The sequence below is a fragment of the Paenibacillus sp. FSL H7-0703 genome (assembly GCF_038003485.1).
Taxonomy (GTDB): domain Bacteria; phylum Bacillota; class Bacilli; order Paenibacillales; family Paenibacillaceae; genus Paenibacillus; species Paenibacillus polymyxa_B.
Map to the genome: position 1 here is coordinate 122162 of NZ_JBBOPF010000003.1, position 25613 is coordinate 147774.

Consider the following 25613-nt stretch of genomic DNA (forward strand, 5'->3'; position numbering starts at 1 on the left):
TAATTCATCAGCTATAAGCGCAAAAAACCCCCAGTTCGGATTCAATCCGTCATGGGGGTGATGAGAGTCACATTTGTAGTATACAAGCGCAGTTCATATGCATCTTAAGACGACATGAAATCATAGGTTTGCCAATAGAAAGCATGACTGAGGATACAACCAAATACGCTCTGAACACCATCAAAAAGAAAGCTTAAGCAAGCTATCGCCCGATGCTGTCCTACAACGAAATAAGCCGTACGCACAATTGGGTATGCTAAAAATTGGCACATGTCACGTCATGCACATGCGCTTCGTATCCTTCTCCCATCCAGACTATACTGTCGGTCCCGGATTTGCACCAGGTCCACCTTCTGCCGATCATTCAGCATCCGGGTCACGGACTAAGCCATGCTGTTTCTCACAAAAACGGTCCACAAACATGTCATCACCGCCGGTGGGGAATTTCGCCCCGCCCCGAAGGATCTTGCTCTTATTTAATTGAATTAACATTAAACTTGTTACGTATATTAGCACCGACTTCTAAAAAAAGCAAGTTATCTAATAGAAGCTCCTGCTTTGGTTTTGACATATTGGCTGGAGAGTTCTTCAAACCAGGTTTTATCATTCATATGAAGCGCCAAGTCAATCAGATCGGCCAGTTCCTCGACTCCCAACTCTGTTGCATGATCAAAGGTAATTACGGCTGAAGCAACCGGTCCCCGTCCTTCCTCAGAACATGCTTCATAATCCAGTCGCACATCAACATGTCCGTCAATAAACTCGCATTTCAGAAAATAAATAATTTCGCACATTAAAATGGGGCGTACCTGTGTTTCTAACACGCAATCCATCACCTTGGCAGAATAATGCTGGTTCGTCAGCGTGAATTTGTGTTCTGTCGCTGCCAGCGATGCCCGTCCAAAATCATCCGTAAACTTTAGCTCCACTGGCTTGATGTTCATAACCTTAGGGATCTGCTTCTTTATAATTTCGATTATTTCAACTGTATTCAGCTTAATCATTTCCTGCACCTCATTGCATCTTAAAATTCAGAAGAAAACTTTTTAACGTGCCTCTTATAGGCCTCCACTCCTATATCGGAAATCATTACCTGTTTTTTTATGCTTCAACCCATAAACGATAAAAAAGATTCTTTGCGCAATAAACGCAAAGAATCTTGATTGAACCACTACAGTAACAGCGGCTAACAATGTTAATCGATGATTATGCAAAAAACGGAATTATAGCTCTGAAATTTCATGTTTCTTTTTCAGGATAGTCCAGCGACGCTCAATCTCCTGCTCAAAGGTAGCCAGCGTAGCCTCCTCCTTGAGAAGATGCTTCGTTTTACCCATTAATTTCAACCATTCAGCAGCTGGAATCCGTTTTCCCTTGTCTTCCGGATTGTACGTAATTGTCGTACTGCCTTGCTCTATTTCGTACAAAGGAAAGAAACAAGACTCGACTGCAGCGCCCACAATGCTGGTGCCCAGTCTGTCTTCCGATTTCCAATTCAGTGGGCAGGCGCACAGGATCTTACCATAGGCCGTACCCACGTTGTTCGCATACCATTGAGCCTTGGCTGCTTTGCGCAGCATATCCTGCGGATGACTTTCAGCTGCTGTAAAAGCATACGGAATGTTACAAGCAGCCATGATTTGCACGGTATCCTTGTGATGTCCTTGCTTTCCTTTTTGCATTTTCCCTACACCTGACGTACTAGTCATGTGACCAACCGGAGTGGAGTATGATTGCTGTGAACCTGTATTCATGTACCCTTCGTTATCATATTCCAGCATGATCAGCTTATGATTACGCAGAGCCGCACCAATCGCAGAACCCATACCTATATCCATCCCACCGTCACCACTGATCATGATAAAAGTCGGATCGTCTGACATTTCAATTTCATTACGGCGCTTCATTTCCATATAAGCTTCCAGCGCTCCTGAAAGTGTAGCGGCCCCGTTTTGAAAAAGATTGTGGATCATCGGTTGTTTATGTGATGTATATGGATACCCTGTCGTCGTCACATATACGCAGCCTGTCTGGAACAGCACGACAATATCCCCTTCAATACCTTTGAAAAACAGTTCCAGCGCAGATAATGCCCCACATCCTGGGCAAGCCCCGTGACCTGGTGTAAGACGGCGTGGTTTGGTTGTCAACGACCGCAGGGGTGGCACCTTGACTTTGAGCTTCCCGGTCGCCTCGTCCGGCGTAACTTGAATCATGCCCGTACGGTATGCATTGCCACGTGGCGGCTGCATAACTTGCAGCATCACTTTGTCCGGTGAACCCGGATTAATACCGTAATAATCAAAGGGCTTCTCCGCTCGGCCGGCCTCGGCCGCCTCAATCGCAAGCTGGAAGAACGCCTCTGCATCTTCCGCATAAAAATCCTTGCCGCCCAAGCCAAAGATACGGCTCAACACGAGTGTCCGATTCAGCGGGTCCTCCTGCAAGGCCGCCTTAATTTCATGCGTTAAATTCCCGCCGTCTGCCCCATACGAATCTGCACGTTCACCTACCAACAGCGCCTTGACATCACGTAAGGCTTCCCGCAGTTGTGCGGCTGGGAACGGTCGGATGATATTCGGACGTATCACACCAGCTTTAATCCCGCGCGCACGGAGTTGATCCGCCACATCCTTAGCCGATTCAGCCGCCGAATTCAACAGGAATACCGCGACCTCAGCATCCTCCATTTGATACAGATCTAAAATTGGGTATTCCCGACCGGATAAAGCGGCATACTCTGCTGCTACCTGCTCATATACTCCTTCTGACAGCTTTAGTGCTTCGGACAGCTGAACATGATTATTCGTCAGGTCATCGCCGTTCATATGCGCACCTACGGTAACAGGATGATCAAAATCCGTAATATTCGGATAATTTAAGTTCGGGTTAGGACCTACAAAACCGCGCACGGTCTCAGCATCGGCAAAATATTGCACTTTACGTTTTTGATGGGACGTATAAAAACCGTCATATGCGACCATTACAGGCAGCCGAACATCGCTATGCTCTGCGATTTTTAGTGCCATGATGTTCATATCATACACAGCCTGTGGTGTACTTGCCGTCAAAATGACCCAGCCTGTATTCAAACCATAGTACAGGTCCGAATGATCCCCGCGAATATCCAGGGGACCACTGACAGCTCGTGTCACCAGATTCATAACCATTGGAAAACGGGTACCTGACTGAACAGGTAACTGCTCCAGCATGTACAGGAAACCTTGCGAACTAGTGGCGTTCACAACCCTCGCTCCGGCTGCGGCAGCTCCATAACAAATCCCTGCCGATCCGTGTTCTCCGTCTGCTGCAACCAGCTTAATATTATGCTGACCTCTCGTTCTCATCTGATCCAAATACTGCGCTACCTCAGTAGAGGGAGTAATCGGGAAATATCCCATCATATGATAATTAATTTGCGCAGCCGCCGTAGCTGCCATTTCATTACCGGATTCGAACGTTGTCACTTGCGCGGCGCCTGTCTGTTTGAGTTCTTCCTCCAGTTTTGCCATTACGCACGCCCTCCTTCATATACCGGAAATTGGTGGGCAACTCGATTCTGTTCCGCCCATCCCCATTGCTCACGACGCGAGCTTAATGCCCCCGATGGGCAAATATCTACACATTTCAGACATCCTTTGCAATACTGGTAATCAATCCCTTGCAAAAATGGCATCACTCTTCCGCGTTTGTCTGCTTGCTCTTCCCATACAAAACAGTAATCCGGGCAAATCGAATCACACTTGGCACAATGGGTACATTTATCAGCTTCATATTCAGGCACATACCCCTGACGTGAACCACTAACATCTCTCGTCATGCTGTTTCCCTGAGTCGCAATAACGCCCCCCAGTAGTTGCGTTTCGTATCCCAGCAATGGCTGCGGACGTTCATAAACCCGATCCTCTGCGTCATCAGTAACTGGATATACGTGCAGTTCCATTTCCTCATAACCACGGTTAAACGTACGGAGATTAGGTTCCACTAACAGTGGATTTTTCTTTTCAAAGGTACTGCGTATAACCGATCTCATCGCTTCCGGGTCCAGGAAATCACAGACACGGAACAAGGCACCGAGCATGGACGTATTTAGTTTGGTTCGCTCTTCCAGTGCGATGCCCATCGCATCCACCACCGCTAGTGTACCGGATACCAGTCCCAAATCAGCCCGTATTTCTTCTGCTGGACGCGTGGAATTAACCACTACAATCCCATCCGCTGGCAGTCCGCTGATTACATTTACCGTTTTGTATAACGTTTCATGGAAAATGCCTACCACATGCGGTTGCTCAATCGGACTGTGATCCCGAATATCGACCTCCGGCTCACAGAAGCGGACGAAGCTTTTAACCGGAGTTCCCTTTTTTTCCGAACCGTAGGACGAAAAATTTGAAGCATTCAGCCCCAGACCAAGCACCCCGGTTTCGGCCAACATTTTGCCAGCCAGATTAGCGCCGAGTCCACCAATGGATTCCAGCCGGATTTCAAAAAATCCGAGTCGATTTGTGCGCGTTAAAATAGACAATGTGATAAGCCCCCTTCTTTTCCAATCCTTACTGAGTTTGAATACTCATATAAAATAAATGGAAAATGCATTCTTATCGAAAGGCTATCACAACACTTACTTTTCGAATGTGATCTTACGCACTGTAATGCCTACGTGATTGCGAAAATCAATAAACCGTCAAACAAAAGACAACAAAAGCCGCCCTGTCCAAAGACAGAACGGCTTAGGTGCAACGCTATTTGAAAAAGATCATGTAATTAACGGTAAAATTACACGTCAAATACTTTAACCTCTTTCATTTTGTCGCCTTGTTTTACAGCATCAATGAATTCCATACCTTTGGTTACTTTACCAAATACAGTATGTACTCCATCTAAATGTGGTTGTGGAGCGTAGCAGATAAAGAATTGGCTACCACCTGTGTTGCGACCTGCATGAGCCATGGACAGAACGCCTTTGGCATGCTTTGTTGTATTCGTAGCTGTTTCACAGTCAATCGTGTAACCAGGACCGCCTGTACCGTTACCGATTGGACAACCACCTTGAGCAACAAAGCCCGGAATGACACGGTGGAAGCTCAAACCGTTGTAGTAACCGCTGTTTGCCAGCTTTTCAAAGTTAGCAACGGTGTTTGGAGCTTCTTCTGGGAAAAAGTCAATTTCAACGATACCGCCGTTTTCAAGATCTATTCTACCTTTTTTCATTGTTTGTATCTCCTTTTCAACCTGTTTTGAGAACTAAATAACATCAAGTTCCAGTTTACTATGAATTGCCGCGCTTAGCAAAGTCTTGTCCAAAAAAAGAGCCATTGTCCCCGGTGTATTATTACCGACTCAATGGCCTGCTTGATCTTACAAGTCTAAAATCAGGACGAAACGGTAATCTTGGCGTTGGGCTGAACCACTGGACTAGCTTGATCACGAATCAAGCGCTGTGGCACAACATCGTTGCGTACGATATCTTCGTAGGTTTCCCGACGCACTACCAACTCGGCCTCACCGTTGTTGACAAATACAACTGCTGGTCGACGTATTCGGTTATAATTACTCGCCATGGAGTAATTGTAGGCTCCGGTTGAGGCAACAGCGAGCAAATCGCCGCTATTTATACGAGGCAGCTCTACATCCCAAATCAGCATATCGCCGCTTTCACAGCATTTGCCCGCAATGGACACCGTCTCTTCGTTCGTATCCTGCGCTCGGTTAGCCAGCATCGCTTCATACTTGGCCTGATACAGTGCAGGGCGTGGATTATCTGTCATCCCGCCATCTACCGAGACATATTTACGTACCTGCGGAATATCCTTGATGCTTCCTACCGTATATAAGGTCGTGCCTGAATCGCCTACAATACTGCGTCCCGGCTCAATCCAAATTTCTGGAAGTTCATCGTAAAGTCCTGAAAAATAAGTTTTCACTGCTTCGCCGATAGCCTGTACATAGGTTGATACTTTCAGTGGTGTGTCCTCTTCTGTGTAGCGAATGCCAAATCCCCCACCCAGATTAATCACTTTGAAAGAAAACTGAAGCTGTTCCTTAATTTCTCTGGAAAAAGCTGCAACCCGTTCAGCAGCCATTTGGAAGCCATTCACTTCGAATATTTGCGAGCCGATATGAGAATGTACCCCCAGCAGGTTAAGATGGTCTAGCTTGATAGCCTGTTCCACTGCTTGGCGTGCTGTACCGTTTCCAATGTCAAAGCCAAATTTCGAATCTTCTTGACCTGTGGCCATATATTCATGCGTATGCGCCTCAACCCCTGGTGTAACCCGCAGTAAGATATTCACCTGCTGTTCTTTCTCGGAGGCAAGGGCCTGCAACAAATGCAACTCCATTTCGCTATCGACGACGAAGCAGCCAATTTGCGCATCTAACGCCATTTCAATTTCTTCCGGTGTTTTGTTATTGCCGTGGAAATGGATTCGCTCTGCCGGGAACCCTGCTTGTAGCGCAGTAAACAATTCTCCACTGGAAACTACGTCAAGCGACATCCCTTCTTCAGCAGCTAAAGCGCACATCGCCATAACACAAAACGCTTTGCTTGCATAAGCGACTTGAAACTTCAATCCGGTTTCACGAAAAGCTTCTATATACTCCCGGCAGCGCCGGCGGACTAACTGTTCGTCTACAATATATAGCGGTGTCCCAAAACGCTCTTTCAAAAGTGTTGTATCACAACCGCCGATTTCCAAATGTCCATTGCTGTTAATTTTACTGCTTCCATGCAAATACATGTTCTGGCGCCTCTCTTTCTGGAACAAGCTAGTCATATTCCATCGAATGTTTACACCAGTATAGCAAAAAAAACATCAAGAACAATGGATTTTTATGCAGATCATTTATATTAATGCTCCTGTCCATTGCCTGAGTTCGAATCTGTGTCGGCATCCGTATGGGGCATACGCGTATTGTCCCTCGTTTTGTTAGATGACGGGCGGTTAGGTGCATCTAGTACAGGCATACGGAACAAGATGGAAGCTAACGCTTTGGCATTAAAAGGAATGAACGGCCACAAATACGAAGAATTGTATGACCGATGCAGCGTCAGCATCAAAATGATCAGTGTCGTACCCACGACAAAGCCCGGTACGTGGAAAATAGCTACAGCAATCAGTAGGAATAGTCGGATCAGTCTATTCGCCAGACCCAGCTCGTAGCTCGGTGTTGCGAACATTCCTATCGCAGCGACAGCCATGTACAGCACGACCTCGTTCACGAAAAGTCCCGTCTGAACCGCAATATCGCCGACCATAATGGCTGCGATCAAGCCCATAGCGGAAGCCAGTGGTGTCGGAGTATGCACAGCCGCCATTCGCATAAGATCGACCCCAAGTTCTACAATGATAAACTGGGCAATCAGCGGAAGATGTGCTTCCTTTTGAGGACCAATAAAATCAAGAAACGCAGGTTTTAATTCGGGATTGATGACCATTAGCAGCCACATCGGAAGCAGAAACATCGAGGCGAATATACCTATAAAACGTACCCAGCGCAAATAACTTCCCATAAAAGCGGTTTGCCGATTCTCTTCTGCATGCTGACACAAGTCAAAAAAAGTAGTAGGCAAGATCATCACGCTGGGTGAGGTATCGACGAAAATAACGAGCCTTCCTTCCATAATATGCGATGCCACGACATCTGGTCGCTCCGAATATCGTACTAATGGATATGGATTCCAACCTTTATTGATAATCGTCTCCTCTAATTGCTTGTCGGCCAGCGGAATACCATCCAAATTAACATTTTTAATTTTGTCTCGTACAGTATCCACCATCACCTTATCCACAATATCGTCAATGTAACCCAAACAAACGTCTGTTCGAGTTCGACGACCGACCTGCATAGCCTCAAATTTAAGTCCTGGGTCCCGCAAACGCCGGCGCACCAGACCTACATTTGTAAGCATTGTTTCAGTAAACCCGTCGCGGGCACCGCGCACAACCCGTTCCAAAGAGGGTTCCTCCGGACTACGCACCGGATAATTACGGGTATCCAGAATAAGGGAAAAACGCTCTCCTTCCATGAAAAAGGCACTCATCCCCGTCAGCACCTTGTTAATGACGACAGACATCTTATCTGTCTTCTCCACCTGAATATGTGGAATAAAATTTTCGAAATACGCTTGTAGTCCATCCGAAGAGAGATTATCCGGCGTCAGATAGGTGAGACGCTTTAGCACTTCAAGCATGATCTGATCCTTCGCAAAGGTATTTAGGAACAGATATCCGGTATGACGCCCACCCAGTGTCATTTCCCTGAATACAACATCAAAGGTCTCCCCCAAACCTAATACTGTTTCAAGTGTATTCTTATTATCCTTCATCCTCGGCGATATATCATCTTCGGCCTGCCAGTAGCGAACGGACTCCTCTACGTTATCAGACCGCTCACTCTCTTTTTTGTGTTTAAAACGTGCAGATTCCTGCGCCTGCTTTTCCTTCCATGGACTCAACTCTTCTCCGTCAGTATGATATTCCTTTCCGATTCCCCCGTCTTCTTGATGTTGCTCTTGATCCGCTCTGTGATCCATATTCCTTGCCCCCTTCGCTTTCGTTGTTAACGGTTGTATACAAACCAGTCAAATAAGGAACCCGTCACCTTTCCAAGCACCATTGCCATTAATAGGCCGAACATATACACGGTCATGTGGAGTCGCTTGGCGAGTATAGGCAGGAGATTCAATACCTCCGTTAAAGCCGCGGCGAGCAAACCAATAAACACTCCGCAAAATAACCCAGGTATCCATGTAAATATGCCCGGTAGTGGCAAGCAGATGTTCCAAAAATCGACCACAGTCCCCAGCACTGAACCTATAATCATTGCCTTTTCGTATGCACGTGATTTTTTATACGTACGGGTGAGTTGTGCTAATCGCGGCATGATATCCAGCACAATAAAAAAAGCAATTACACCGCTACCCACCGCAAGGCCCCCAGCAATACCTAAAATAATCTGAAGTGCAGCCTGTACAAATATCATGGTTTCTTATCCTTTGTGTGCAAACGGGCCATCTTTTCATACTCCTCTGCCACAACATACTGATCCACATTTTCCTGGTACAGATACATTTCCACCTCCAGCGGCGTCGGCTCCTCGTTCCAATGTTTCTTGAACAAGTGATTAAAAAAAACGATCATGCCAAAGCCGATGCCGATCGAGTAAGCAATTTGAAACAGGTACGGATGTTCATCTTTATGTCCCGTAATCATCTCCACAATCCGAACCTGTACCTCCATCATGCTAACGTCGGCATGAAAATTCATAATTGTCAGCGCAGAGCCAAAAAACAGAAGCACCCATACCAAAACAAACAGTATTTTGGACGGCTTACGGGGTTTCTCCACGAGTTCCACAAGTACATGTGGCTTTCCGAGAGATTCAACTACGACCCCCGGAATATGATCTCTAATTTTTGCTATGATCTGCAGCATGTCTATCAGTATCAGATTACCGTCCTGGTGCTGCGGGCGCTTGAGAACAAGCTCAAGCAGATCCTTTTCCCATTCAGGATTAGTCAGCAGATGGGCTACATCACCCAAATGTAAATCCTGCCCTTGTATCATGCGGACACGGCTACGGAGCCGCAAGTAGACAATAGGAGCTACTGTAGGAGCCGGACTATGAGTCATCCGATCCCCTCCTTATCCTCGTAATTATCGATTAGTATGGAACGAAGCGAGGAAACCTATTCTGTGTATTGTCTTTTATCCCACGCAAAAAAGAGTACCCCTGGCCATTAAAATGGCTTTGGAATACCCTTTATAAATACGTAAGCATAAGGATTTCACTAAGATCCTGACTGTTATTATTGGGCAATCTGATCGCGGATCAGTTGTAAAATCTTTTTTTCCAGCCGTGATACCTGTACCTGAGAAATACCAAGCCGACTTGCAACTTCTGATTGAGTCTGATCCCGGTAATAGCGCAGGTACACAATCAACCGCTCCCGCTCAGATAGTCCGCCAATGGCTTCATTGAGTGCCAGCTTGTCGAACCACCTTTCCTGTGATTCGTCAGCAATCTGATCCATAAGTGTAATCGGATCACCGTCATTTTCGAACACCGTTTCGTGAATGGAGGTAGGCGGCTTATTGGCCTCCTGCGCAAAAACAACATCCTCCGGTGTCACTCCCAGCTCATCAGCAACTTCCTTGACTGTAGGCAGACGGTTGAGCCGTTTGGATAGCTCATCTTTCATTTTACGGACCTTATTAGCCGTTTCCTTCAAGGAACGGCTAACTTTGAGTGTACCGTCATCACGCAGGAACCGTTGAATCTCACCGATAATCATCGGTACTGCATATGTTGAAAATTTGACTTCGTAGCTGAGATCGAATTTATCCACCGATTTTAACAAGCCGATGCAACCAATTTGAAAAAGATCGTCAGGTTCATACCCCCGGTTCATAAAGCGCTGCACGACAGACCAGACGAGCCGGATATTACTATTGACCAGTGTCTCACGAGCCTCATTATCACCGGATTGACTCAGTGCAATAAGCCGCTTGACTTCCGCATCCTCCAAATAGCTGTGCGAAGTTTTTTTTCCTCCTGCTTCCATAGGATCAACTCCTAATTATATAAAGCTTTCTTGGATTCAATCCTTTTCTTCATCCGGACCGACGTGCCTCCGCCCGGCTCACTGACTGCTTCAAACTCATCCATGAAATTTTCCATAATCGTAAAGCCCATGCCGGAGCGTTCCAATTCAGGTTTGGACGTATATAGAGGTTGCTTGGCAAGTTCCAGATCCTCAATTCCTCGGCCTGCGTCCTCAATAACCAACGTAATCACGTCCGCTTCAATCCCGACTTTGATCGTTACGACACCTGACGGGTCGCTGTCATAACCGTGAATAATACTGTTTGTCACCGCTTCAGACACCACGGTTTTCAAATCACTTAGCTCATCCATTGTGGGATCAAGCCTGGAAATAAATGCCGCGACAGCCACACGAGCAAATGCCTCATTCTCCGATTTGGCAGCAAACTGCAAGCTCATGAAATTGTTACCCGTGCCTTCTCTCATGACACTACCTCCAGTTCCGTGAGCGCATTTCCCTCATTGTCATATATGGGCATGATTTTGAACAGCCCTGACATATCCAGCAGTCGGTGTACTGGCGGATTGACATCACAGACTGCCATTTTCCCGCCCTTTTGCTTGATCAGTTTGTACCGTCCCAAGATAACGCCAAGGCCGGAGCTATCCATAAACTGAAGATTCTTCAGGCTGAGCACAATATGCTCGCATTGCCGACGCTGAATCGCCTCATCCATTTGCATACGGACCATGTCCGACGTATGGTGATCAAGCTCACCAGACAGCCTTACAATCAGTACCCCCCGGTGATGCTCCATTTCAATTTGCAGGTTCATGCTTACTCACTCTCCTCCCGGTCTTGGACAAGGATTTCTACGTAGCCGCAGACGATTCCTGCCCTCCGACAAAACTAGAAGAAAACCCCGTAAAATCTACAAAGAAAATAGGTTCGACATGGTACGTTTAAACAATTTCCACCATCCGGCCTTTTCGATAGCCACAGGCGAAGTGATATTAAACTCCTTAAGACGTTGTCCATCCTGATAGACGACCAGCTTACCGATTGGATCACCAGCCCGGACAGGAGCTTTGAGGCTTGGGGCCAGTTGTAATTCATGACGCAACGTTTGTTTGTTGCCACCTTTTTTCACCAACACGCTGTAAGAACGCTCAGCCTGAATTTTCAGCTCTGGCAATACGCCTTTTTCAACTTTTACACTACCCAGCAATTCACCCGGCTTGTATATGGATTTCATAGTATATTGAGAAAACGCATAGTCGAACATGGAAGATACTTCATTGTTGCGTATCTTCGTATTCGGCTCCCCAAGCACGACAGCTACGACACGCAAGCCATCACGCTTCGCAGTAGCGGAAAGACAGAACTTTGCTTCTCCCGTATAGCCTGTTTTCAGCCCGTCTGCTCCAGTATAGAAACGGACAAGCTTATTCGTATTCACCAGCCAAAAGGGTTTTACCGAGGATTTGCGCAAATAGTCCTGATAGGCTCCCGTATATTTCGTAATTTGCGGGTATTTCAACAACTCCCGGCTCATAACCGCAATATCATGCGCAGAAGAATAGTGATTCTCGACAGGCAAACCGTTGCAATTGGCAAAATGGGTATCCTTGAGCCCGAGCTGCTGCACCTTGGCGTTCATCATGTCGACAAAAGCCTGCTCAGACCCTGCAATTTTCTCAGCCATCGCCACAGAAGCATCGTTGCCGGAAGCCATCGCGATTCCCTTCAGCATCTCATCAACCGTCATTTCCTCTCCCGGCTCCAAGAAAATTTGCGAGCCCCCCATTGAAGATGCATATTCGCTGGCACGAACTTTATCGGTCAGCTTAAGCTTGCCATCCTGAATGGCCTCCATGGTCAGCAACATCGTCATAATCTTGGTGATGCTCGCTGGAGGAAGCTTTTCACGACTGTTTTTTTCATAGATGACTGTGCCCGTATCTGCATCCATCAGGATCGCCGAGAGAGCCTGGGGAGCTAGCTCAGCCGCTGATCCCTCTTTGGTTTTGCTTTCAGGTATGCTTTCTTCGGCCCAACCGCCGACAGGGACGGCAGTCAAGGCTACCAGGCAAGCCAGGATGAACGCCACCACTTTTTTCTTCACAATCGGTTCCCTCCTCAACATATTGGCGTAAAGCACCGGAGCCCATTTACTTAACCCTCCGGCCTATTCGCGTGCTGCTAACCATTGTCGTCAGAATGAAAGAAAAATATTCCATATGAATAAAAACATCAAATAGCACCAAGCTGAGTCAGCATGGTGCGCATTTTCCAATATATAAAAAGACAGAACACATCTATCGTCTGTGAAATAATGGTTTAAATTCGGCTTACGGTGAGATATGTGATTCCTCCACCCGGTAGAATATCCATTGTATTTTGACTGAACACCCGTATATCAATAAAAGAATTCGCTTCCAGTCTAAGTTCCATTGCTCCACTCAATGCACTATAGTTCAGTCCACCAATTACCCTATCATCGAGATAAGCATAGGCTGAACTCCCGGCTACTTGTTCATCATTCAGATGAAGTGCCAGCCGTGTGCGGTTGCCGTCCACTTGGGGATCGGTCGAAATGTAAACTTGTATTCTGTATTTCCCAGCTCGCTTGGCTCGCCATCGGCTATTCACCGCATCGAATTCGATCAGCTCATCATTGTTGATTTGATTGAACTTCACCTTCTGCCAGCTACCTGCGGGGAGATTTTGCCTCAATCCCAGGTAGGCTTTAACAAAGGTTTCGTCCAAATGCTCAATCCCGTTGTTCGAGTATTTCTCGACCAGCAGCAAAGCCTGCCCTGTCCCATTATTCTCGTCATAACGATTATTGCTATAGCTAAAATCCAAATGTGAGCGAAGTGTCACCTGCTGTGTGGAAGAGCTACCAGAGAAAGAAATAAGCTGCTTTAGATTACGGGGATACCCTCCCACCTCGTCCACCAAAACTTTTTTGCCAATGACCACATCCACAAAATAGTTACATACGGATTGGGTGTCATCGAATTTGTCCGCTATCGCTAAAATGGAGTCACGCAAGGCCACATTTTTCGTTTCTTTGGTAGCACCAATTTGAATAAAAGAAGGCACTGTCATCTTATGCTCTCTACTTAGTCCCTCAAACCAGCAGCCTATAAATTCAGCGTTCATAAAATCATTAATTAGAATGGGAATATCATTGGAACTTCCATCCTTAATGTGCTGGCTAGCCAAAAATCTGGCTCCGTTGGAGCTGTTCAGATCCAATGCCGTATCGTTCCCCAATGTAAAAAGCGCTATGCTAGTAAACTGTGAACTTCTATTCTGCAAGTGAATCCCTGTTTTATTGTAATTAATCTCCGTGCATTTAAATAAATTCACATCACTTTCGTAGCCCCAAAAAGCCGTTTCAAAATGCTCAATTAGGACGTTATCTAGGGCAACTCCGCCGCCCTTCCAATCCTGAATACCTAAAGTACCTTTGCCATAATATCCACGCTTCACTGACTGCGAAAACGGATTATTTAATGTGGATCTGTCAGCCCCCTCGTACCGAATCGATAAGTCATGAAACTGCACATTTTGAAATCCGCTAAACGATGGTAGACTTTCATCTCCAATTTGAAAACAAGGACCCGTACCATAATATTCAATCGACGTAACACCTTTGCCTTGTCGGTATCTGCCCTTATGAATGCCAAAAATGCGTATACCCTGCTTGCGAATCTGTAGGGTGGAGGTTATTTTGTATCGTCCACTGGGGATGTGAAGAATGGAATAATCGGGGGTCTTATTAATCAACTCCTGCAAAGCTGCCGTGTCATCCTGAATACCATCACCAGCAGCTCCAAACCAACTTACGTTTACACTGCGTTCAATGAATTCTTTTTCAATGGTTTTAAAATTTTCATTTAATTGCTGCGGCGTTAAGTCTTTGCCTGTACCACTCAAATTCAACTTCAAACGGTCTGTAAAATGATCCTCCACCCGAACACCCCCATGTTTAAAAACGTAAAAAGTTCCTTTTTAACCAAGCCGAAGAATTCTTCATTTTCTTAGCATGGACTGAGTATATGCACAATAAGGCTTGCTCTAGGCTTGAGAAAAATGAAAATAAATATTTTATTATTATTGTACAAGAAGATACGTTTTGTATATTATAGATACATAATGTATCTAGGTGGTGAAATCGTGAAACATGTACTTACCGTAGCTGGTTTACTGGCTTTTTCGATTCCTTATGCTTGTCAGGGTTTGTCCCCCAGAGTTATCACGATTTCCCTGCTTATTCTGTTGTTCAGCTATACCATGTTACTACCTTCACTCAAGTCATTGATCGCAACCTTAGTCGAAAATCCGTTGCTGACTTTACTCATGCTGTACATCGCTGCCTCCTGTTTATGGGCTGAACAAGAGCAGACCTCTTCCTTGCTGATGGTTCTCAAATTTCTTGCCTTCTCTACCTTTGGACTCTATTTGGTCACCCATTATACAACACAGGGCTGCATTCGCCTCTTAGTCGTTACGTTAAGTATTTTGAGCATACTCAATCTACTCGCCGTTTTGCTCGTTCCCTCCTTTGCTATTCATGGTGGCGTAGAACATACTGGGCTATGGAAGGGCATCTCTGGTCATAAAAATACACTTGGAACTCTCTCTCTGTTAAGTTTTGTTTCACATGTTATTTACTTTTTCAGGGGTAAACATAAAGTTTTGCATATTGGCTTCATCTTACTCAATGCCTTATTGCTCATCGAGTGCCAATCTACCACCTCTTTGGTGCTGACATCTTCGCTCTTCGTATTTATATTGTTTATATTGCTATTCAAGAGAATCCGAAGCATTGCATTACGCGGTTTCTTCATTAGCTGTTCCTGCTTGTTCGTTCTTTTGGGTTTGGTATTCATCTTTACTTATGGAGATGCGATTGCGTCGGAATTTGGAAAAACAACGACCTTAACTGGAAGAACGGAAATCTGGCAGGGGATTGGTGGTGCTATTCAGAGCCATTACTGGTTCGGACATGGTTACGGCTCCTACTGGGCAGCCCGGCCCAGTATCTATGCGAATGGAATTCGATTTGATCTGACAAGCAGCCATAGCGGTTTCCGAGATCTGTGGATCGATGTGGGCCTTACAGGACTACTGGCAACCATTACACTTGCCATCACCACTTTATTTAAATTCAGAATTGGTAAAGCAGATATGTATACATGGCTGACGGCAGCGGTTTTTTTCCTTTTTATCGTATTGAACAATATAACGGACAGCCGTTTCCTGAACTCGCTATCTATTTACTGGATTATTTTTATGGTTATTGTGATCAAGGTGCAAGAACGACATAAACTGGCTGTAGCAGAAAAAGCGAATTCAACTGCATTGAGCAGACAGCCTCTTCATTAGGAGATCATACTCAGCTCAACCGCTGTATGTGAAAAAGAACCCCGTACCCACGCCAACAAAAGGCGTTCGGATACGGGGTTCTTGGGGTATATGTCCACCGCTTCGGTTGAACATGATCTCCAATCTACATTTGTGGAATAATCGCTAGCACAAGTTTTAAAAATTGCTCACGTACCTTCTCTGCCGTCTCCATCACTTCACCATGGGACAAAGGCTGATCCAGAATGCCTGCGGCCATATTCGTGATACAGGAGAAGCCCAGTACCTCAATACCTGCATGACGGGCTACAATAACCTCAGATACGGTCGACATACCCACCGCATCTGCGCCCAGTGTACGCAGCATAACGATTTCAGCAGGCGTTTCATAGTTAGGGCCCAGCAATCCAGCATATACACCTTCTTGCAGGCTGAAGCCCTGTTGGTTAGCCGTTTGCTTGGCAATTTCACGCAAGCGGCGGCTGTACGCCTCCGACATGTCTGGAAAACGAACGCCCAGACCGGCATCGTTCGGTCCGATCAGCGGATTTTGTCCTGTCAGATTAAGATGATCCGAGATGACCATCAGATCGCCTGCTTCGTAGGAAGTATTTACACCACCTGCTGCATTCGTCACCAGCAGACTTTGAATCCCCAATTGCTTCATCACCCGAACTGGGAAAGCCGTCAGTTGCGGGCCATAGCCCTCATACATATGGAAGCGCCCTTTCATCATGACGACAGCGCGACCTTCAATCGTGCCTAACAGTAATTCTCCCTCATGACCTTCTACCGTCGATACAGGAAAATGGGGAATATCCTGATAAGGAATACTAATTCCATCCTGAATTAAATCGGCCAGAATACCGAGACCCGATCCCAGAATAAGACCAATCTCTGGACGTATTCCGCTTTTGGCACGGATATATTCTGCTGCTTCCTGAATTGTAGCTTGGTTGGCTGTTGACATTAGTATCTCTCCTGACTTGTACAATCGTAAAGTTATAGTCATAAACACATTTTCTATGAAAGTAAAGTATCGTTACGTTCGATCTTCGCTTTCATGAGAAGTGCGGTTGCCGCCGTGCGGGTGATGCTTTTCATATACTTCCTTCATATTCCGTCTTGCCGTCTGCGCATATACCTGCGTCGTTGACAGATCAGCATGACCCAGCATTTCCTGTACAGAGCGTAAGTCCGCTCCGCCCTCCAGCATATGTACCGCAAAGGAATGCCGCAGCGTGTGGGGCGTGATATCCTCGCTTATGCCTGCTTCCTGGCCGTACTTCTTAATCATTTTCCAGAAGCCCTGTCTACTGAGACGCTGTCCAGATACGTTCAGGAACATGGCTTCCTGCTCTACCTGAGCTTCTTCACCTTGCCCGGATCTCAGCAATAATAGACGCTGCTCGTCCATGTAGGCTTGTGCCCACTGTGATGCCTCACGGCTGATCGGTACAACACGCTCCTTGCCTGCCTCGCCGCCACAGTGCACAAAGCGCAGATCGGTGCGCACATCACGCACGTTAAGGGCAATCAGCTCCGATACGCGAATGCCCGTCGCATATAACAACTCCAGCATCGCCTTGTCTCGCACCCCTTGCGGGGCAGTCACATCTGGCGCGGCCAGCAAACGCTCTATCTCATCCTGCGTTAGCACCGAGGGCTTCTTTTTAGTCGCTTTAGGCAACTCCAGCAGAACGGACGGATCATGGATCGTAATTCCCTCCCGAATAAGAAAATGAAAAAAGGAGCGAATGGAGGCGACGCTACGTGATATCGTCGCCGCAGCTTTTCCCTGTTCCTTCAAATGGCCCAAATACAGTACCAGATGTGACCGTTGGACATTATCCGGCTGCTCAATACCACAGCTTTCTGCGAACTCGACAAACTGCTGTACGTCTCGTTGATACGCTTCCAAAGTGCTGCGCGACAAACCCTTTTCCTCTTCCATATATTGAGCGAAAGGTTGAATGTACATTTTCATGAGTTCCAAAAGTCTCCTTGTTCTGCATACAGCGGTTCAGTCTCAGCGTCTGCTTCTTCGTGTACTGCCTTCATTTCATAAGCTCATCAAGACCGATTACTTAGACTATTCACCATACCAGTAAAAGAAACGTAAACGTTCCAACACTGCTATTCGATGCTCGGACCCTTCATTTACTTTTTGTCCGCCAAATACCTTAACTGCATGTCCTTCCGGTATTCGGTAATGATCTACAGGTGTTATCCAATCTGTAAACAGCCTGAGGCTAAAAAAGAACATACATGCCAACACCCCGAACAAGATTACCAAACGCAGCCATTTTAGTCCTCTCCGCAACGATAGTACCATGTGAATCAGCCGCCTTTTCCCCAGAATATGGCCCTAATTAGGACTCTCTATGGAAGGGTATGACAAGCTATTCCTTTTTATACCGCTTAATCCCGAACCAAAAAAGCTCTCCCGAACGCATCTTCGTCGGTGAGAGCTTGGGTAGTCAGCTTTTAGTCCTGAGATTTGTTTTTTCTGGATTTGCCCAAAGATTTCTGAGCGGTCGTATCGTTCTTCGCCTTACAACGATAACAAATACCGTGGAAGTCCAAACGATGATCCACTACGGTAAAATTATATTCCCGTTCCAGGCGCTCCTCCAATGGTCCAAGCCAATCTTCCAGTATTTCATCTACACTGCCACACTGCACACATATCAAATGGTGATGGTGATGTTTGGTTGTATCGCCGCGCAAATCATAACGCGCAACGCCATCACCAAAATTAATTTTCTCCACGACATGCAGTTCACTTAGCAGTTCTAGGGTACGGTATACGGTTGCCAGACCGATTTCGGGAGCTTTCTCTTTGACGAGCATAAATACATCTTCCGCACTCAGATGATCATCTTCGTTCTCAAGTAAAACTCTGACGGTGGCTTCCCGCTGAGGCGTTAGTTTGTAGCCCTGGGATTGCAGTTGCTGCTTAATTTTTTCGATCCGTGCTTCCATGTGTCTCCCTCCCCCTGCAAAGCTACTGCCTACTGCACTTTTTTCACTCCTATTATTATAGGGGGTCTATACAAATAAAGTCAAACATTTTGAAACGGATCAAGATGACACGGAAGCTGTCAGCATAGGAGTGACCCATTGCATCATAACCGGGGTGATCCAAGTTTCAAAGGACGCGCTACCAATAAGAAGCACCATCATCACAGCAGTCAATCCTGCGTAAGACAGCAACGGACGCAGCATTCCGTCTGACGGCCGGGTAGCGAGTATTTTGGTTTTGATCATATGGATGGAAAAAGTCATCGCAGCCACGCTGCAGACGAGCAGTACCGGAATCACGAGCAGGTTATGGGGAGCAACTGAAACCAAAGAAAATAGCAGTCCTTTCCACGAATATTGCCCCACCATATAACCTACTGAAAATCCGATTAGCACACCCTTGAGGAAATTTAATACAAGAATGCCCGGTAGACCAATAACCGAAAGGCCACACACCCAAATTAGGCCGACCCATTTCAGATGTAAAGATACGCTATCCCAAAAGGTCGAGGCCGCCTGCGAATCAGCGAAGCCCTGTTCGTTTTGATTGACCGTTACAAAAAAATCCTTCAGGTAACGGGACAAATCCTGTAACTGCTCCAGCGAGAGTGCGTTTACCATAAGTGCGCCAAAGACGACTCCCACCAGAAACAGCACAGCCAAGAAAACATAATACGGCGTCTGATCCTTTAACGTATGACGAAACCATTGCATCGGCGTCCTGCCCCTTTCATCTGCTTGTTTGTCCAAAAAACAACCGTAATCCGACGGCTGATGGCTAGAAATGGGGCAGCTTTCGCTGCAGATCAAACATCACGAATGATGTGCCAGGCCAGCGGCATAGATAATTTATGGTTATGAACAAGCAGACGCTGATATGCCTTTAGTGGGACAAGACTTTACTAGGACTTAGCTATTTTTCCGTATGTTCCACCACCACCGGACACAAGCGACAGTCGTCCCTCGCGTGAAAGCACAATTTGCTCTGCTAGCACTTTTCCGACGACTGCTGCTAACTGCTCCTGTGTAACCTCATGTAAAATATTCATTTCTGTTCCAAATGCAGCCAATAGCTGGTTCAGCTTGGCTTTGCCCAGACCTGGAATAAACTCCAGTGGAATCTGGTAAATGTACGGCGGACGATGGGACGGAATCATGGGTTGCTCGCGGTCGGCAATGCTCCATATTCGATCCAACACACCTCGCACAAGCTTGGTATGACCACAGTCAGGACAACGTTCATCCGCCATCTGTTGCTCGTCAATAATCGTACCGCAGCTTTGACAGTAAGAACGATGGTATTTGCCCAGTTTCGGATTTAATCCGTAATTGGCACGCACCCGTCGTCCTTCCCGCCGCTCCAAAGCCATTCTGAATTCATCAAAACACGGCTTTGCCAGTGATAATTTATTGTATTCTCGTCCGATTTTCCCAAGTGAATGGGCATCTGAATTCGTGAGAAAGCTGAAGCGATCCAGTTCCGAAATCAAACCGGCCATAGATGAATCTGCGCTCAGCCCCAGCTCCACCCCACTGATGAGCTCCATATCCAGCAGTTCCTCCATACGAGCCGCTGAACTGCCGTATATGCCCTTATGAGGAGTAAAGACGTGTGCAGGCACCATAATGCCTCCACGTCCGTAAATTTGCTGCTGCAACTCACGTGGCGGTGCATAGATTCGTTGTGAGCTGAGATTAACATTTTTCATATGCCGGGCCAGCCATTGGGTAAAATCCTCCATCGCCGCCAGATCTGGAAAATAGGCCAGTACGTGCGCCTCAGGACGACCTTCAGCACGTATTTCCAGCTCCGTGCCAAGGAGAATGACCGTATCCCGGTATGCGATACCTCCGCCGCTGATTTCCTTCATTTCACCCGTATGTAAATAGGTACGAATATCCTCCTGTACATTAGGTGCATGGCAGTCAATGATACCGATCAGCCCAATTCCTTTGCGACCGGAGGCTTCCTTAGCTATGTTGGCAAAGGTCAGATCGCGGCTGCCACTAATTTTGACCGGATTTCCCTTCTCTGTCCTGCCAATATGAATATGCAAGTCTGCAAAGTAGTCGCTAAGTTCTACTATATTTTCATCCATACGCTCAGAAGCTCCCTGTAAGTTGGCGGAGTTGCCATGCATAGACGGCCAGAATCGTTTTAGCATCACTAATCCGTCCTTCACGAATCAGCGTCTGTGCTTCTTCCAGCGTCACCTCAAACAGCTCCAGAAATTCATCCTCATCCGGTTCCATCTCACCTAACTCCAGTTCTTCGGCCACATACAGATGAATGATTTCATCCGCAAAGCCAGGAGAGGTGTAAAAGGAGTGCAGCAGCTTCAACGACTTAGCAGTATAACCTGTCTCTTCTCTCAGCTCACGCCCCGCTGCTTCCATCGGGTCTTCACCCCGCTCTAGCTTACCTGCAGGAATTTCTACCTCACAGCGCCCCATCGCCTGTCTGTACTGGTCCACGACCAGCATTTTCCCTTCATGTAGTGCCAAAACAGCCACCGCACCTGGATGCTTTACGATCTCACGCTTGCCAGTGGAGCCGTCGGGAAGCTCTACCGTGTCTACCTGTAATGTAATGACCTTTCCCTCAAAGATAGGCTGTGTGGACACGGTCTTTTCCTCCAGCGCAGGATTGGAATAAGGCTTGCGATGTGCATCGTTTGTTGGATTGTTCAATTGTCCGTTCGTTTGCTCGTTCATCGGTAAGTTTCCTCCTTCATATCTATCTTTCTTTGTTAATTATCACCAAAGTTAGTCTAACTTGTCCACTTTGTACATATGCTGGTGGTAGAATAACAAACTTCCTGTCCTGAGGAGATGCAGAAATGAAAAGCTACCGTACTGAAAGCACCCTCCATATCGTTGGTAAAGCCTGGCAGATTCAAGCACTCTTGCGTCAATGGCAAAAGGAACATGGACCTACAGCCACCATCGCTTCGCTAGCTGTTCCAAAAAAGGTTCAGGTCTAAAGACGAAGGAACGCTGTTCCTGTCTTTAACCTGAACCTTTTTTCAGTATGTTGCAAGTGTATAATACAAATTTATTTTGTGGTTTCTTGAATCAGAGCTACGACTACTTCAGCAACCTTCACCAGGTCATCAACCTTAATCTTTTCCTCTGTTGTATGGATGTTCTGGTAGCCCACAGCCAAATTCACCGTTGGAATTCCAAGCCCGTTGAATACATTAGCATCTGAGCCACCACCGGAATGGAAGGTTGGTGTTGCCAGTCCCAGTCTTTGAATCGCACGCTGAGCAACCTGTACAACTTCATCATGCTCCGTAAAGCTGAATGCCGGATAGATGACTTCACTGCGGAACTCTCCCTGTGCACCAAATTCACGTGTGGTGGTTTCCAACGCTTCACGCATATGCTGGATTTGATGATTAACCTTTTCTTGCACAATACTACGTGCCTCTGCACGGATCAATACAAAATCGCATACCACATTTGTCGCGCCGCCGCCCTCGAAACTGCCAATGTTAGCGGTCGTTTCCTTATCAATCCGTCCTAGTTTCATTTTAGAAATTGCTTTAGAAGCGACCTGAATGGCACTAATGCCATCTTCGGGATTTACCCCCGCATGAGCGGACTTCCCAGTTATCTTCATTTCAATACGTGCCTGCGTTGGGGCAGCTATACAAATAGAGCCGACCTCACCATTTGAATCCAAAGCATATCCGAAATCAGAATCTAGCACTTCCGGCTTCATCGCCCGTGCACCCATCAAACCAGATTCCTCGCCAGCCGTAATCACGAACTGGATTTGACCATGGGGAATATTCTGTTCGCGCACGACACGAATCGCCTCAAACAAAGCAGCAATTCCCGCCTTGTCGTCAGACCCCAGAATCGTTGAACCGTCACTACGAATCCAGCCATCCTCACCCAACTGCGGCTTAATGCCTTTACCCGGAGTAACGGTATCCATGTGGCAGGTAAAAAACAATTTGGGTGCTTGCTCCACACCTTCCGCTTTCCAGGTGACGATCAGATTGCCTGAACCATGTCCGGTTCTTTCACGAGAATCGTCTTCCATTACTTCCAGCCCGAGTGCATTAAACTTTTCTTTTAGAACACGTGATATTTCCTGCTCATTTTTCGTTTCGCTATCCACCTGTACAAGTTCCATAAATTCCTGTACGATTCGGTCTTTTACTACTTTTACTGTCATTAAACTTTCCTCTCTTTCCCGATTACGCTACAATACGGATAGATGTTCTTATCTATGACTTAAACCTATCCTAAAGGAGTTACACATGTCGAACAAAAAATGGGTTCGTTTTTTCGTCTACATTATGCTCGCAGCTATGATTGGTTCTACGCTGTTCATGGTAATTGAGCCGTTTATTATGCCACTATAATAAAATCCCACTCAAGGTATCCGGCTGCTCTAAGGCACTATTGAAGCCTTGAAGTGGACGAGCTGTTACGTAAAGCAAACAGGCGGGCTTCCGTGTAGATACACAAGCCCGCCTTACTTTATTGGAAAGAATGCGTTTGCCATTGCGCAACAAATGAAAATTGCTGTTCAAAGTACGGTACAATTTCCTTCGCAATCTGCTCCACCGATATAGGCTTCTGTATACAGTCCTCCAATGATGTCACACCGTATTCCTGAATTCCGCACGGGACAATACCCTCAAAGCCCTCATGCTGTATCCCTGATTTGATGTTAAAGGCAAAGCCATGGCTGGTTACGAAGCCCCGACGGTGCTTACACTTGTTGAATTTGACGCCAATGGCCGCAATTTTAAGATTCCCGATCCATACCCCCGTATATTCAGGCTTACGGCTTCCCTCAACTCCATAAGATGCCAACAACCGGATGATCACTTCTTCCAGACTTCGAAGGTATCCGTGCAGATTTAGCGCCTCCCGGTTGCCGAGCATAAGGAGAGGATATCCGACAAGCTGCCCCGGCCCATGATATGTAATGTCTCCCCCACGGTCAATCTGAAAGACGCTGATTCCCTGCTCCTTCAGTTGCTCTGGTGTGAGGAGCAAATGTTCAGGATGCCGCTGAGAACCAATCGTATAGGTCGGCGGATGCTGGAGAAGCATAAGCGTTTCTCTTGCCTCTCCCGCATCCAGCTTTCCCACAATCTCCTTCTGGACATCCCATGCATGGGCATATTCCATCCTATTCGTATAGGTTACATCAAGCGGTCGTCTGTTCACGGCCTGTCACTTCCTCTCCGTACATTTCCCCCACCGTTCGGATGATTAGTACAGCTTCGTATCTAAAGTGTAGCCTTCTAGATTTTCTTTAACCCGTTGCAAGAATCGTCCGCAAATCACTCCGTCCAAAATGCGATGATCCAGCGACAAGCACAAATTAGCCATCGAGCGGACCGCAATCATATCATCAATAACCACGGGTCTTTTGACAATGGATTCAAAGGTAAGAATTGCAGCCTGCGGATAGTTAATCACCGGATAAGATAAAATTGAACCAAAGGAGCCTGTGTTGTTTACAGTGAACGTTCCGCCTTGCATGTCGTCCAGCTTGAGCGTGCCTTCCCGGGTTTTACGTGCCAAACCGTCAATTTCACGAGCTAATCCAGCAATATTTTTCTGATCCGCTTTTTTAATAACAGGGGTAAGAACGGAGTCCTCTGTACCCACGGCTAGCGAAATATTGATGTCTCTTTTGACGATAATTTTGTCCACTGCCCACACCGAATTCATAATCGGATATTCCTTGATTGCATTCACGACTGCTTTCATGAGGAAAGCCAAATACGTAATATTAATTCCTTCTTGTTGCTTAAATTCGTTTTTGATCTTGTTGCGGAGCATCACCAGGTTGGTCACATCCACCTCAATCGTCGTCCAAGCATGTGGAATTTCGGAAACGCTTTGTCGCATATTGCGAGCAATTGCACTGCGAATGGGTGTAACATCAATAAAATACTCGGATCTGTTATTGTTGCCACCCTCAACTTCGATCACAGGAGCTTTTGGAGCCTCCGTCAAATGAATCCCACTGTTACGAACCGGAATAGTAGGGTCCATATTTTGAATCGGTGCACTGTGCTGAGTAGCAGACTGCTGCTGTCTTCCTGCAAAAGGAGAGCCTTGTCCTGATGTCGTCGCAGTCGGCTGTCCAGATACTCCAGTGGGAGCAGAACCGCCCTGCTGCACATAATTCAGCACGTCTTTGCGGGTAATTCTTCCCCCCATGCCCGTGCCTGGTACTTGGCTTAAGTCCACATTATGCTCAGCAGCCAGGGTTTGTACCGCTGGGGAAAAACGTCCTCTCATGGACTGATCCGATCCAGCACTCTGCTGAGATTGTGTTTGTACAGTACTTTGAGATGCTGGTGCAACAGGTGTCGCCCCTGATGCCGCCGCAGGTGCAGCCGACTTCGTCTGGATACGGCAAATTAACTCGCCTACCGCTACTGTCTGACCTTCCTCTGCCAACAAATCACCCATAATGCCGTCCAATGTGGATGGGATTTCTGCATTCACTTTATCTGTAATAACCTCGCAAATCGGCTCGAATTGCTCTACCGTTTCACCAGGTTGTTTGAGCCATTTGGCAATTGTCGCCGATACGAGCGATTCTGCCAATTGTGGCATGGTCACGTCGTTCCATTGTGTTTGGTCTGACATTTTTTCAACTCCTTAACATCATAGG

At 46.6% G+C, this 25613-nt stretch carries 26 protein-coding genes and 1 riboswitch; of the genes, 3 read left to right on the plus strand and 23 right to left on the minus strand.

Features of this window, described 5'->3' with window-relative positions; genetic code table 11:
* Nucleotides 1-294 precede the first annotated feature (294 nt).
* A riboswitch (FMN riboswitch) is annotated at nucleotides 295-468 on the minus strand.
* A gap of 68 nt (nucleotides 469-536) precedes the next feature.
* From MHB46_RS25965 to MHB46_RS26025, 13 genes are all read right to left on the minus strand, one after another.
* Nucleotides 537-1004, minus strand: coding sequence for an IDEAL domain-containing protein (locus MHB46_RS25965; RefSeq protein ID WP_013310772.1), 468 nt, complete (start codon nucleotides 1002-1004; stop codon nucleotides 537-539).
* A gap of 219 nt (nucleotides 1005-1223) precedes the next feature.
* On the minus strand, nucleotides 1224-3512 hold the full coding sequence (locus MHB46_RS25970; protein WP_341163930.1) for a thiamine pyrophosphate-dependent enzyme: 2289 nt from the start codon (nucleotides 3510-3512) through the stop codon (nucleotides 1224-1226).
* The gene (locus MHB46_RS25975; protein WP_341163931.1) at nucleotides 3512-4525 is read right to left on the minus strand and encodes a 2-oxoacid:acceptor oxidoreductase family protein; all 1014 of its coding nucleotides are present in this window, start codon (nucleotides 4523-4525) and stop codon (nucleotides 3512-3514) included. The genes MHB46_RS25970 and MHB46_RS25975 overlap by 1 nt, the downstream gene beginning before the upstream one ends.
* A gap of 251 nt (nucleotides 4526-4776) precedes the next feature.
* Complete coding sequence (locus MHB46_RS25980; RefSeq protein WP_013310775.1) at nucleotides 4777-5211, minus strand: peptidylprolyl isomerase; 435 nt, start codon at nucleotides 5209-5211, stop codon at nucleotides 4777-4779.
* A 161-nt stretch (nucleotides 5212-5372) separates the two neighbouring features.
* On the minus strand, nucleotides 5373-6740 hold the full coding sequence (gene lysA / locus MHB46_RS25985) for a diaminopimelate decarboxylase (protein WP_061829240.1): 1368 nt from the start codon (nucleotides 6738-6740) through the stop codon (nucleotides 5373-5375).
* 110 nt (nucleotides 6741-6850) lie between these two features.
* Nucleotides 6851-8536 carry a spore germination protein gene (locus tag MHB46_RS25990; RefSeq protein WP_209947357.1) on the minus strand — a complete coding sequence of 562 codons (1686 nt, stop codon included), beginning with the start codon at nucleotides 8534-8536 and terminating at the stop codon, nucleotides 6851-6853.
* Between the two features lie 26 nt (nucleotides 8537-8562).
* Complete coding sequence (locus tag MHB46_RS25995) at nucleotides 8563-8985, minus strand: stage V sporulation protein AB (protein ID WP_039271000.1); 423 nt, start codon at nucleotides 8983-8985, stop codon at nucleotides 8563-8565.
* Nucleotides 8982-9635 carry a stage V sporulation protein AA gene (locus MHB46_RS26000; protein WP_250261084.1) on the minus strand — a complete coding sequence of 218 codons (654 nt, stop codon included), beginning with the start codon at nucleotides 9633-9635 and terminating at the stop codon, nucleotides 8982-8984. The genes MHB46_RS25995 and MHB46_RS26000 overlap by 4 nt, the downstream gene beginning before the upstream one ends.
* 176 nt (nucleotides 9636-9811) lie before the next feature.
* Entirely contained in the window at nucleotides 9812-10567 is a 756-nt protein-coding gene (sigF, locus tag MHB46_RS26005; RefSeq protein ID WP_023989213.1) for an RNA polymerase sporulation sigma factor SigF, read from the minus strand.
* Nucleotides 10568-10578: 11 nt separating this feature from the next.
* On the minus strand, nucleotides 10579-11034 hold the full coding sequence (spoIIAB, locus tag MHB46_RS26010; protein WP_007430887.1) for an anti-sigma F factor: 456 nt from the start codon (nucleotides 11032-11034) through the stop codon (nucleotides 10579-10581).
* On the minus strand, nucleotides 11031-11384 hold the full coding sequence (gene spoIIAA / locus MHB46_RS26015; protein WP_013310782.1) for an anti-sigma F factor antagonist: 354 nt from the start codon (nucleotides 11382-11384) through the stop codon (nucleotides 11031-11033). The genes spoIIAB and spoIIAA overlap by 4 nt, the downstream gene beginning before the upstream one ends.
* 96 nt (nucleotides 11385-11480) lie before the next feature.
* Nucleotides 11481-12674, minus strand: coding sequence for a D-alanyl-D-alanine carboxypeptidase family protein (locus tag MHB46_RS26020; RefSeq protein ID WP_061829243.1), 1194 nt, complete (start codon nucleotides 12672-12674; stop codon nucleotides 11481-11483).
* A 215-nt stretch (nucleotides 12675-12889) separates the two neighbouring features.
* Nucleotides 12890-14533 carry a glycosyl hydrolase family 28-related protein gene (locus MHB46_RS26025; protein WP_341163932.1) on the minus strand — a complete coding sequence of 548 codons (1644 nt, stop codon included), beginning with the start codon at nucleotides 14531-14533 and terminating at the stop codon, nucleotides 12890-12892.
* Between the two features lie 204 nt (nucleotides 14534-14737).
* Here MHB46_RS26025 and MHB46_RS26030 point away from each other — a divergent pair, with 204 nt between their 5' ends.
* Complete coding sequence (locus MHB46_RS26030) at nucleotides 14738-15949, plus strand: O-antigen ligase family protein (RefSeq protein ID WP_341163933.1); 1212 nt, start codon at nucleotides 14738-14740, stop codon at nucleotides 15947-15949.
* A gap of 124 nt (nucleotides 15950-16073) precedes the next feature.
* On the opposite strand, the gene MHB46_RS26035 is transcribed toward MHB46_RS26030, so the two are convergent.
* The 7 genes from MHB46_RS26035 to MHB46_RS26065 all read right to left on the minus strand — a co-directional run bounded on the left by MHB46_RS26035 (nucleotide 16074) and on the right by MHB46_RS26065 (nucleotide 21667).
* Nucleotides 16074-16898: a purine-nucleoside phosphorylase gene (locus MHB46_RS26035; RefSeq protein WP_209947348.1), complete on the minus strand. Its 825-nt coding sequence runs from the start codon at nucleotides 16896-16898 to the stop codon at nucleotides 16074-16076.
* Nucleotides 16899-16970: 72 nt separating this feature from the next.
* Nucleotides 16971-17915 carry a site-specific tyrosine recombinase XerD gene (gene xerD, locus MHB46_RS26040; RefSeq protein ID WP_341163934.1) on the minus strand — a complete coding sequence of 315 codons (945 nt, stop codon included), beginning with the start codon at nucleotides 17913-17915 and terminating at the stop codon, nucleotides 16971-16973.
* Nucleotides 17916-18020: 105 nt separating this feature from the next.
* Nucleotides 18021-18263, minus strand: coding sequence for a YqzK family protein (locus MHB46_RS26045; protein WP_043882230.1), 243 nt, complete (start codon nucleotides 18261-18263; stop codon nucleotides 18021-18023).
* A 152-nt stretch (nucleotides 18264-18415) separates the two neighbouring features.
* The gene (gene fur, locus MHB46_RS26050; protein WP_013310789.1) at nucleotides 18416-18913 is read right to left on the minus strand and encodes a ferric iron uptake transcriptional regulator; all 498 of its coding nucleotides are present in this window, start codon (nucleotides 18911-18913) and stop codon (nucleotides 18416-18418) included.
* Nucleotides 18914-19012: 99 nt separating this feature from the next.
* Nucleotides 19013-19666, minus strand: a complete 654-nt coding sequence (gene spoIIM / locus MHB46_RS26055) for a stage II sporulation protein M (protein ID WP_023989222.1) — start codon at nucleotides 19664-19666, stop codon at nucleotides 19013-19015.
* Nucleotides 19667-19854: 188 nt separating this feature from the next.
* The gene (locus tag MHB46_RS26060) at nucleotides 19855-21051 is read right to left on the minus strand and encodes an endonuclease Q family protein (RefSeq protein WP_341163935.1); all 1197 of its coding nucleotides are present in this window, start codon (nucleotides 21049-21051) and stop codon (nucleotides 19855-19857) included.
* 4 nt (nucleotides 21052-21055) lie between these two features.
* Nucleotides 21056-21667, minus strand: a complete 612-nt coding sequence (locus MHB46_RS26065; RefSeq protein WP_061829249.1) for an NUDIX domain-containing protein — start codon at nucleotides 21665-21667, stop codon at nucleotides 21056-21058.
* 125 nt (nucleotides 21668-21792) lie between these two features.
* On the opposite strand from MHB46_RS26065, the gene mciZ reads away from it, so the two are divergent.
* Complete coding sequence (mciZ, locus tag MHB46_RS26070; RefSeq protein ID WP_076159536.1) at nucleotides 21793-21936, plus strand: Z-ring formation inhibitor MciZ; 144 nt, start codon at nucleotides 21793-21795, stop codon at nucleotides 21934-21936.
* Nucleotides 21937-22007: 71 nt separating this feature from the next.
* Here mciZ and MHB46_RS26075 read toward each other — a convergent pair whose 3' ends face one another.
* Nucleotides 22008-23141 carry a tripeptidase T gene (locus MHB46_RS26075; RefSeq protein WP_341163936.1) on the minus strand — a complete coding sequence of 378 codons (1134 nt, stop codon included), beginning with the start codon at nucleotides 23139-23141 and terminating at the stop codon, nucleotides 22008-22010.
* Nucleotides 23142-23226: 85 nt separating this feature from the next.
* Here MHB46_RS26075 and prli42 point away from each other — a divergent pair, with 85 nt between their 5' ends.
* Complete coding sequence (prli42, locus tag MHB46_RS26080; RefSeq protein WP_023989226.1) at nucleotides 23227-23331, plus strand: stressosome-associated protein Prli42; 105 nt, start codon at nucleotides 23227-23229, stop codon at nucleotides 23329-23331.
* Nucleotides 23332-23449: 118 nt separating this feature from the next.
* On the opposite strand, the gene lipB is transcribed toward prli42, so the two are convergent.
* Both lipB and MHB46_RS26090 read right to left on the minus strand, forming a co-directional pair.
* A complete protein-coding gene (gene lipB / locus MHB46_RS26085; RefSeq protein WP_039270978.1) occupies nucleotides 23450-24148 on the minus strand; it encodes a lipoyl(octanoyl) transferase LipB in 699 nt (232 codons plus the stop codon).
* Nucleotides 24149-24193: 45 nt separating this feature from the next.
* Complete coding sequence (locus MHB46_RS26090; protein WP_341163937.1) at nucleotides 24194-25588, minus strand: dihydrolipoamide acetyltransferase family protein; 1395 nt, start codon at nucleotides 25586-25588, stop codon at nucleotides 24194-24196.
* Nucleotides 25589-25613 lie beyond the last annotated feature (25 nt).

Excerpts from the sequence above, each read along its gene's own strand:
- MHB46_RS26075 (WP_341163936.1), bottom strand. The coding sequence starts at position 23,141 with ATGACAGTAAAAGTAGTAAAAGACCGAATCGTACAGGAATTTATGGAA.
- mciZ (WP_076159536.1), top strand. The coding sequence starts at position 21,793 with ATGAAAAGCTACCGTACTGAAAGCACCCTCCATATCGTTGGTAAAGCC.
- MHB46_RS25995 (WP_039271000.1), bottom strand. The coding sequence starts at position 8,985 with ATGATATTTGTACAGGCTGCACTTCAGATTATTTTAGGTATTGCTGGG.
- MHB46_RS26090 (WP_341163937.1), bottom strand. The coding sequence starts at position 25,588 with ATGTCAGACCAAACACAATGGAACGACGTGACCATGCCACAATTGGCA.
- MHB46_RS26065 (WP_061829249.1), bottom strand. The coding sequence starts at position 21,667 with ATGAACGAGCAAACGAACGGACAATTGAACAATCCAACAAACGATGCA.
- spoIIM (WP_023989222.1), bottom strand. The coding sequence starts at position 19,666 with ATGCAATGGTTTCGTCATACGTTAAAGGATCAGACGCCGTATTATGTT.
- MHB46_RS25990 (WP_209947357.1), bottom strand. The coding sequence starts at position 8,536 with ATGGATCACAGAGCGGATCAAGAGCAACATCAAGAAGACGGGGGAATC.
- MHB46_RS26035 (WP_209947348.1), bottom strand. The coding sequence starts at position 16,898 with ATGTCAACAGCCAACCAAGCTACAATTCAGGAAGCAGCAGAATATATC.
- MHB46_RS25965 (WP_013310772.1), bottom strand. The coding sequence starts at position 1,004 with ATGATTAAGCTGAATACAGTTGAAATAATCGAAATTATAAAGAAGCAG.
- MHB46_RS25980 (WP_013310775.1), bottom strand. The coding sequence starts at position 5,211 with ATGAAAAAAGGTAGAATAGATCTTGAAAACGGCGGTATCGTTGAAATT.
- MHB46_RS26000 (WP_250261084.1), bottom strand. The coding sequence starts at position 9,635 with ATGACTCATAGTCCGGCTCCTACAGTAGCTCCTATTGTCTACTTGCGG.
- prli42 (WP_023989226.1), top strand. The coding sequence starts at position 23,227 with ATGTCGAACAAAAAATGGGTTCGTTTTTTCGTCTACATTATGCTCGCA.
- MHB46_RS26060 (WP_341163935.1), bottom strand. The coding sequence starts at position 21,051 with ATGGATGAAAATATAGTAGAACTTAGCGACTACTTTGCAGACTTGCAT.
- xerD (WP_341163934.1), bottom strand. The coding sequence starts at position 17,915 with ATGAAAATGTACATTCAACCTTTCGCTCAATATATGGAAGAGGAAAAG.
- MHB46_RS26045 (WP_043882230.1), bottom strand. The coding sequence starts at position 18,263 with ATGGTACTATCGTTGCGGAGAGGACTAAAATGGCTGCGTTTGGTAATC.
- spoIIAA (WP_013310782.1), bottom strand. The coding sequence starts at position 11,384 with ATGAACCTGCAAATTGAAATGGAGCATCACCGGGGGGTACTGATTGTA.
- MHB46_RS25970 (WP_341163930.1), bottom strand. The coding sequence starts at position 3,512 with ATGGCAAAACTGGAGGAAGAACTCAAACAGACAGGCGCCGCGCAAGTG.
- fur (WP_013310789.1), bottom strand. The coding sequence starts at position 18,913 with ATGGAAGCACGGATCGAAAAAATTAAGCAGCAACTGCAATCCCAGGGC.
- lysA (WP_061829240.1), bottom strand. The coding sequence starts at position 6,740 with ATGTATTTGCATGGAAGCAGTAAAATTAACAGCAATGGACATTTGGAA.
- spoIIAB (WP_007430887.1), bottom strand. The coding sequence starts at position 11,034 with ATGAGAGAAGGCACGGGTAACAATTTCATGAGCTTGCAGTTTGCTGCC.
- sigF (WP_023989213.1), bottom strand. The coding sequence starts at position 10,567 with ATGGAAGCAGGAGGAAAAAAAACTTCGCACAGCTATTTGGAGGATGCG.